The sequence below is a fragment of the Streptomyces sp. GC420 genome, assembly GCF_009916105.1.
Classification (GTDB): Bacteria; Actinomycetota; Actinomycetes; order Streptomycetales; family Streptomycetaceae; genus Streptomyces.
The window spans coordinates 1-6,293 of the sequence record NZ_JAAAXQ010000418.1; the positions used below are offsets into that span (position 1 = coordinate 1).

Below are 6,293 nucleotides of genomic sequence, written 5' to 3' on the forward strand. Positions count from 1 at the left end.
GGTTCCTCGGTGACGCGCCCTCACGCGTGCCCGCGACGACGGTCCCCGCACCGGCCGCCCCACCCCCGGCCTGCGCGCCGCGGGGGCCGGCGAGTGCTCGACGGCCTGCGCCGGGCAGCGGCCGGGCCGGGCGGCCCCGGCTTCCAGCAGCGCGCCGGGCCCGCACGACGGGGCGGGCATGCGCGCCCCTCGAGCCTGCGCCCGGTCACCCCGCCCCGCACACCCGGCGGACCCGATCGTGTGCGGCGCACGGGGTGCAGGGGTGCACGGGGTGCACGCGGCCGGGCACCGTCTGCAGCCAACGGGAACCCGGCCTCGGGCGACCCGAGGTCAGAACTCCGCGCCCGCACATACCACTGCGGCATGCGGCCCGGGTGAGAGCAGCACCGCGCCCGGGCCGGGCCCGGAAGGCCCACGGCCCGCCCTCGGGTCACCCTGGGTCAGAACTCCTCTCCCTGATCGCCGCTCCGCGCCCGCAGCGCCGCCGCCGCGGCGCGCAGGCCGGGGCGGGGGCTGGAAAGGACCGGAACCGTGCCGGGCGTGAGGGCCGCGGCGTCCGCCATGGACGCCTGGGCCAGGACGACGGCGTCCGCGTCCGCGGCGGTGCCGACGGCGGCGGCGACCGCCGCGAGGTAACCGGCCCGGTCCCCCGCTGTGAAGAGCTCCCACGCGCCCGGTGCCAGGAGCGTGCGGACGCGGACAGCGCGTCCCGCGCGCTCCGCCTCCTCCTCGATCAGCGCCGTGGTGGGCGCCAGCGTGCTCTCCAGGGCCGCGGCCACCACGATGCGCGAGCCCAGGGCGACGGCCTCCGCCGCCATGGGCCGGTCCACCCGAAGCACCGGTATGCCGGCCCGGGTGCCCGCGCTCTCCGCGGCGGCGCCGATCGTGGAGCAGGTGCACAGCACCGCGCCCGCGCCGGCCGCGGCGGCCTGCCCGAGCAGGGCCGCGACCCGCGCGGCGACGGCGCCGGCCCCGGGCCCTTCGGCGCGGGCCTCCTCCAGTAGTTCCTCGTCCACCAGGTGCCGCAGTTCCAGCCCCGGGTGGCCGAGGTCGCGCAGCGCGTCGAAGACCGGGACGTGGACGGGCGAGGTGTGCAGCAGGGCCAGCACGGGCGTCGGCGACCGGCCCCGGCTAGGAAACCGGCTGCGGGGCGGCGCCCTGCGGGACGACTGCCTGCGGGCTGCGCCGGGTGTCGCTGTCCGGCACGGGCTCGGAGGCGTCGGCGCCGAGGGCGACGATCCGGTTGTCCGCGTCCACGTGGACGACGCTGGGCGTGAGACTGCGTGCCTCGGCGTCCTCGACCTGCGCGTAGCTGATGAGGATGACCAGGTCGCCGGGGTGCACCAGGTGCGCGGCCGCGCCGTTGATGCCGATGACGCCGGAGCCGCGCTCGCCCTCGATGACGTACGTCTCCAGGCGGGCGCCGTTGGTGATGTCGACGATGTGGACGAGTTCACCGGGCAGCAGGTCGGCGGCTTCCATCAGCTCGGCGTCGACGGTCACGGAACCGACGTAGTGCAAGTCGGCCTGCGTCACGGTGGCCCGGTGGATCTTGGACTTGAACATCGTACGAAACACGAAGAAACTCCCGATTCGTCTGCTCCCTGCCTGCTTTTGCAGGTCAAGGGCGGTCTCCGGAGGTTACATCGATTCGCATGTCCGGTCAGCCGTCGGCAGGTGTTCGAGGAGTCACACCGACTCGGGGCCGACTTTCCTGACGAGCGATCAGTGCGATGAACGGCCAGAGACCCCCTCCGCCATATCCCGGCGAGCAGATCCAGGACCTTGGACTGGCTGGACAGGCTGGAGTGGCTGGACAGGCCCAGCATGCCGGGTTCGTCGCAGATGACCAGCCGGGGCGAACGGGTCAGGGCCCGGGCGATTCACGATGGGCGCGCCGGGGGCGGGCGGCCGTCCTCCACCCACGGCAGGCGGCGGTGTGGCGGTTCGGCGAGGTAGCGGGCCTCTCGGTGCCGTGTTGAACTGAGCACAGCGCACGTCGCTGCGGCGCCGATCGACGCCGCGGTGTGACATCGATCAAGTTCGGGCGTATGCCGCAAAGCATGACCTTGAGGATGTGGAGGCGGCTCATGGCGGAGTCGCGGGACGACGAGCAGCTCAGTCTGCGCCTGGCGGCCGTGGCGGCGGTCGGGTTCGTGCTGTTCGTTCCGCCGTTCCTGGCGCGGTTCGACCGCATCGGCCAGGTCTTCGGCGTCCCCGTTCTCGCGGCTTACCTGTTTCTCGTCTGGGCGATCGTGATCGGTCTGGTCGCCGTGATCGGCGGCAGATCGAGGTAGGCCGTGCTCCAGACCTGGTTCATCGTCGCTGTTTCGGCCGGGTACCTCGGCCTGCTCTTCGCTGTGGCCTTCTACGGTGACCGGCGTGCGGATTCTGGTCGGAGCATCATCAACAATGCCACGATCTACGCGCTGTCCTTCGGCGTGTACGCCACCTCGTGGACGTACTACGGCAGCGTGGGCTGGGCCGCCAGGGCCGGAGTCGGCTTCCTGCCGGTCTACCTGGGGGCGACGCTCATGTTCGCGCTGGGCTGGCTGGTGCTGCGCAGAATCATCCGGATAAGCCGCCGGCACCGGGTCACCTCGCTGGCCGACTTCGTCTCCGCGCGCTACGGCAAGAGCACCGCGCTGGGTTGCCTGGTGACGATCATCGCTGTGGTGGGGATCGTTCCCTACATCTCGCTGCAGCTCAAGGCCGTCTCCATCACCTTTGCGATCGTTCGGCGGCACCCCGATGTCACCTCCGTCCCGGAGTCGCACGACATCCCGCTGTTCCAGGACACCGGGTTGTACGCGGCGCTGGTGCTCGCCGCGTTCACCATCGTCTTCGGCACCCGGCATCTGGACGCCACCGAACGCCACGAGGGCATGGTCGCCGCCATCGCCTTCGAGTCCGTGGTCAAGCTCGTGGCGTTCCTCTCGGCCGGGATCTTTGTGACCTTCTGGATGTTCGGGGGGTTCAACGACCTGTTCTCCCGGGCCGCGGACGCCGACCTCACCACGCTGTTCACTCTGCGCGAGCACACCGGCTACGGCATGTGGGTCTGGCTCACGGTGCTGTCCATGCTGGCGATCGTCCTGCTGCCCCGGCAGTGGCAGATCGGCGTTGTCGAGAACGTCGACGAGAGGCACCTCAAACGGGCGATGTGGCTGTTCCCGCTGTACCTGCTCGCGATCAGCGTCTTCGTGCTTCCGATCGCGGCCGGCGGGCTTCTGCGGTTCGGAAAGGCCGTCGATGCCGACACCTACGTGCTGACCCTGCCGATAGCCGAAGGCCAGGAGGCGCTAGCACTGCTCGTCTTCATCGGCGGCCTCAGCGCGGCCACCAGCATGGTCATCGTCGAGACGATCGCGCTCAGCACCATGGTGTCGAACTCACTCGTGATGCCGCTGCTGCTGCGCAGCAGGTCCCGGCTGGCGCGCCGGGACAACCTCGCCGGGCTGGTGCTGGGCATCCGCCGGGCGACCATCGTGCTGATCCTGCTGCTCGGGTACGCGTACTTCCGGCTTGCGGGCGAGGAGACGGCACTGGTCTCGATCGGCCTGGTGTCGTTCGCGGCCGTGGCACAGTTCGCGCCCGCCGTCCTGGGCGGCCTGTTCTGGAAGGGTGGTACCCGCCGGGGCGCGCTGGTCGGCCTGGTGGCGGGGTTCGCCGTGTGGGCGTACACGCTGGTGCTGCCGAGCTTCGCCGATGCCGGGCTGCTGTCCGCTTCCTTCTTGCGGGAGGGCCCGCTCGGCATCGGGCTGCTCCGGCCGCAGCAGCTGTTCGGCCTGGCGGGAATGGACCCGATCAGCCATGCGATGTTCTGGAGCGCACTGCTGAACTTCGGGGGGTATGTCGCGGTCTCCCTCGCCGACCGGCCGGACGCCGCCGAGCGTGCGCAGGCGGTGCAGTTCGTCGGAATCCTCGAAGAGCCGGTCAGGGAGCGGCGCTGGCAGGTCCGTGCCACGGTCGGCGAACTGCAGACCCTGCTGGAGCGCTTCCTCGGGCGGGAGGGCGCCCAGCGGGCGTTGCGTTCCTACCCCGGAAGGAGACCCGGCTCACCGGCGGCCGACGCGCCGCCGGAGCTGGTCCATCACGCGGAAGCCCAGCTCGCCGGCTCGGTGGGCACCGCGTCCGCGCGGCTCGCGGTCGCCGCGGTGGCCGGAGAGGAGGAGGTAGGCACCGATGAAGTGATGGAGATGATCGGCGAGGCGTCGCAGCGGGTCGAGCTGGTCCGGTGGCGGCTGAAGTTGCTCTACGACGCGACCGGCGGCATCGGCACCACCCTCGATGTGACCCGTACGGCCGAAGAGCTGACGCAGGTCGCGGTTCCGCGCTTCGCCGACTACGTCACCGTGGACCTGGCCGAGTCGGTGCTGCGCGACGAGGAACTGGGGATGAACGGCACGGGCACCGGCAGCAAGCGGCTGCAGCGCGCGGCCGTCAGCGGCATCCGCGACGACGCTCCCCTCTTCGCCGTCGGCGACCTGATCACTTTCGGGCCGTCCTCGCCACAGGCCCGCAGCATCGAGAGCGGGCAGGCGGTCCTGGTGCCTCGTCTGCGTGACACCACGCGATGGCAGGAGGTGGACCCCGCGCGGGGCTCCCGCGTCATCGGCTTCGGGATCCATTCGCTCATCACGGCGCCGCTGATCGCCCGCGGCGTGCTGCTGGGCGTCGTCCACTTCTGGCGCTCCGAGAAGCCCGAGCCCTTCGATCAGGACGACCTCTCCCTCGCGGCCGAACTGGCCACCCGAGCCGCCGTGTCCCTCGACAACGCACGCCGCTACACCCGCGAGCACGGCCTGGCCGTGGCGCTGCAGCGGAGACTGCTGCCCCGCGCGCTGCCCGAACAGAACGCCGTCGAGGTCGCCTCCCGCTACCTGCCCGCGAAGGCGGTCGGCGGCGACTGGTTCGACGTCATCCCACTGCCGGGCGCCAGGGTGGCGCTGGTCATGGGCGACATCGTCGGGCACGGACTCCATGCCGCGGCCACCATGGGGCAGCTGCGCACCGCGGTGCACAACTTCTCCACCCCTCTGGACCTGCCGCCCGACGAACTCCTCAGCCACCTCGACGAGTTGGTCACCCTTATCGACCAGGACGCCATCGCGGCCGGCGACAAGACCACCGTCACCGGCGCCACCTGCCTGTACGCGGTCTACGACTCCGTGTCCGGCGAATGTGTCATCGCCAGCGCCGGCCACCTGCCGCCCGCGCTCGTACACCCCGACGGGACCGTGGAGTTCCTGGACGTGCCGTCCTGCCTTCCCCTCGGCATCGGCGGACTGCCCTTCGAGTGCGCCGAGTTGCGTCTGCCCGAGGGCAGCAGGCTCGTCCTGTTCACCGACGGCCTCGTCGAGCGCCGCGACATGGACGTCGACACCGGGCTCCAGTTGCTCCGCGAGACGCTGGAGCACGCGGACCGGTCGCCCGAGGAGACCTGCGACGCCGTGCTCGACGCCCTGCTCCCGGAGCTCCAGAGCGACGACATCGCGCTGCTCGTCGCCCGTACGCGGGTGCTGGGGCCCGGGCAGGTCGCCGAGTGGGACGTGGAGTGCGAGCCTGCCGCCGTTCGCCGCGCACGCGCTGCCGTCTCCGCCCGGCTCATGGAGTGGGAGCTGGAGGACCTCGTGGACACCACTGAGCTGATCTGCAGCGAACTGATCACCAACGCCATGCGCCACGCCACGGGGCCCATCAAGGCGCGGTTGATCCGCGACCGTGTGCTCACCTTCGAGGTCTCCGACCGCAGCAGCACCTCGCCGCACCTGCGCTACGCCGCCAGCACGGACGAGGGGGGACGGGGCCTCTTCCTCGTGGCCCAGATCGCCGAGCGCTGGGGCACGCGCTACACCAGGGACGGCAAGGTCATCTGGGCGGAGCAGACGACACCGGGGACGCTCGGCGGCTGACCGGGGCCGCCCGCGGCCCCGGCCGCCCGCCCCGCCGCCGGAGCCGCCGCCGGAGCCGCAGTCCTGTCCTGTGCGGGTCCGCGCCGAGGGAGCCCGGCCTCCTGACGGTGTGTGCTTGACTGATTCGCATGGCCCCCGCCTCCCCATCCACCCGTTCGGCCGCGACCGCCAATCCGGCCGCGGCCACTCGGCCCCGCAACCGCAAGCAGCTCATCGTCGACGCGGCCGGGCGGGTCTTCAGCGAGCGCGGCTACCACACGGCGTCCATGGAGGAGGTCGCCGCCGGCGTGGGTATCACCGCGGCCGCTCTGTACCGGCACTTCCCGAACAAGTACGCGCTGTTCGCCGAGTGCGCCGACGTCATGGTGGACAGACTGG

5 protein-coding genes are annotated in these 6,293 nt (G+C 71.6%); 3 read left to right on the forward strand and 2 right to left on the reverse strand.

Annotated elements, in window-relative coordinates; all coding sequences use genetic code 11:
• Positions 1 to 440: 440 nt before the first annotated feature.
• Both GUY61_RS32850 and panD read right to left on the reverse strand, forming a co-directional pair.
• A complete protein-coding gene (locus tag GUY61_RS32850) occupies positions 441 to 1,109 on the reverse strand; it encodes an aspartate/glutamate racemase family protein (protein WP_166633971.1) in 669 nt (222 codons plus the stop codon).
• Positions 1,110 to 1,131: 22 nt separating this feature from the next.
• Positions 1,132 to 1,578 carry an aspartate 1-decarboxylase gene (gene panD / locus GUY61_RS32855; RefSeq protein ID WP_166633972.1) on the reverse strand — a complete coding sequence of 149 codons (447 nt, stop codon included), beginning with the start codon at positions 1,576 to 1,578 and terminating at the stop codon, positions 1,132 to 1,134.
• Positions 1,579 to 2,090: 512 nt separating this feature from the next.
• On the opposite strand from panD, the gene GUY61_RS32860 reads away from it, so the two are divergent.
• The 3 genes from GUY61_RS32860 to GUY61_RS32870 form a co-directional block, all read left to right on the forward strand.
• Positions 2,091 to 2,297, forward strand: coding sequence for a hypothetical protein (locus GUY61_RS32860; protein ID WP_166633974.1), 207 nt, complete (start codon positions 2,091 to 2,093; stop codon positions 2,295 to 2,297).
• A 3-nt stretch (positions 2,298 to 2,300) separates the two neighbouring features.
• Positions 2,301 to 5,915 (forward strand): SpoIIE family protein phosphatase, encoded by a 3,615-nt coding sequence (locus tag GUY61_RS42000; RefSeq protein ID WP_398957746.1) that lies wholly within the window; start codon positions 2,301 to 2,303, stop codon positions 5,913 to 5,915.
• 128 nt (positions 5,916 to 6,043) lie between these two features.
• Positions 6,044 to 6,293 (forward strand): TetR/AcrR family transcriptional regulator (locus GUY61_RS32870; protein ID WP_166633973.1); only part of this gene is annotated, 250 nt, incomplete at its 3' end.